The sequence below is a fragment of the Prevotella sp. HMSC073D09 genome (assembly GCF_001814145.1).
GTDB classification, from domain to species: domain Bacteria; phylum Bacteroidota; class Bacteroidia; order Bacteroidales; family Bacteroidaceae; genus Prevotella; species Prevotella conceptionensis.
Window position 1 is genome coordinate 1 of sequence record NZ_KV815151.1, and the last position, 1,663, is coordinate 1,663.

Sequence of the window (1,663 nt, forward strand, 5' to 3'; positions counted from 1 at the left end):
ATGGTCTTTGGCGGCAATCGTGTATTTGCCTTGTTGCAGGTTGGAAACGGTGATAAGGCTGTCACTTGTGGATTGGCTGTAGCATGCTTTTCCATCAAGGCTTATCGTAACATTATATGGAGCAGTGCCGCCTGTGAAAAGCACTTTAACCTGTCCTTTTTGCGCTGTGGAACAGCGGGGCCGTGCAATTTCAACGGTTGCAAAGAAGTCTTTAGCGGCACGAAGCGTAAAAATGCTTTCCCCCGCATCGGCGGCAATGCCTGCAAAGACGATGCTGTCGGTATGGCTGTCCTGTGCCTTGTAATAGCGGATTTGCCCGACGGGGAATTTTCCTGTGCCGCTGTTGTCTACGGCGAGGTAGTAACACTCGTCCTTTTCAAGTGGTTGCAGTTGATGGATGCTTCGGGTGTCGAAAGTCAAGGTGAGATGTTCTGCGGGCTGTCCTGTCGTTGTGGCTGCCCAGCATCGCTGCATCCATTTCCCATTACCTTTGTCGGCAGTAAAAGAGAGTTGCTTGGCGTTGTCGCCCCAAAGGTAGCTTGCGCCTTCGTTTATTGAGCTTGCAGATACTTTGACGACGGCTTCATTCTCGCTACTCTCGCCCGTGGTGCGGTGGAGTTTCGAGGTGGCGTCGCCGATGATGCCGGCAACGCGGTGGTTGTACGCTTTAAGCCGATAATAGTTGCGGATGGTTTGGCCTTTGGAATTGAGGTAGGAATGGGCAAGGGTGATGCCGTGGCGAAGGGCGAGGGCACTCTCCACGCGCATGCGTTCGGCGGCGGTGAGGGCGCGGGCGTAGACCACATATTCCTCCATGCCGTTCTTTAAGCTCTTGATGGGGAGTTTTTCTTTGGTCATCCCACCCACATTGAGCGTGCCGCGCGTACCGCTTGCAGATGAGGTGCTGTAAGCGTACAGGCGCAGTTGTGGCAAGGTATCGCGCCCGGTGTAGTTCATAAAAGTGCCCTTGGCAAGGTTGGCGGTGCGGGCCGTGGTCTGCACACGTTCGGTTTTTCCCGCTTGTGTGCTGACATTCCATAGCAGCTGTTCGCCCGCTTTCTGTATTTTCCCTACACCGATAAAGGTCAGGCCGCCAGCACCGGTAAGGCGTACAGGGGTATTGTCGTTACCGCTTGCCCATTTAACAAAACCTGCCACTCCGCCAGGGGCTTGGCATTCCAGTTTCGGTTGTATTTGCGCTTGGGGTTGCGCTTGTGCCCGACTTGCCGTTATGGATACAACGCACAAGAGCGGAACAAGTATGCTTGAAAGATGGAGTGTGGATTGTTTCATCGTCATTTCTGTTTGGTTAGGGGAATGGTATAGCCCACCGTCAGCAAAAGCAGGTGACTGTTGTTCGTGGTTTTGTGATAGCCGTAAGGGTTCTCGTTCGTCTTGATAAGGTCCGTAAAGCCGAAACCGTATTGCAGGCTGGCTTCGATGCCGTTTTTAAACGACGAGTAGCCTATCTTGAGCAGGGGCATCACGTGCAAGCGTGCCCGAAATGTTTCTCTTAAATGTTCCTGTGTGAGTTTGTCCACCGAAACGTATAGGGCTGCACGATTGCTCGAAAAGTCGATGCCGCCAGGATTGAGCGGGATGCTCATGCCCACACCAGCACCCATATAAAGGTCGCTCAGCAGGTAGAGTCGCGCGGCTACCT

Annotated in this window: 1 protein-coding gene and 1 pseudogene; both read right to left on the minus strand. The window is 53.5% G+C overall.

The window, feature by feature from the left end:
- Positions 1 to 1,293 (minus strand): DUF8202 domain-containing protein (locus HMPREF2955_RS14660; RefSeq protein WP_246830184.1); only part of this gene is annotated, 1,293 nt, incomplete at its 3' end.
- Between the two features lie 2 nt (positions 1,294 to 1,295).
- Positions 1,296 to 1,663 (minus strand): annotated as a pseudogene (locus HMPREF2955_RS14665) (hypothetical protein); the annotation flags it as partial.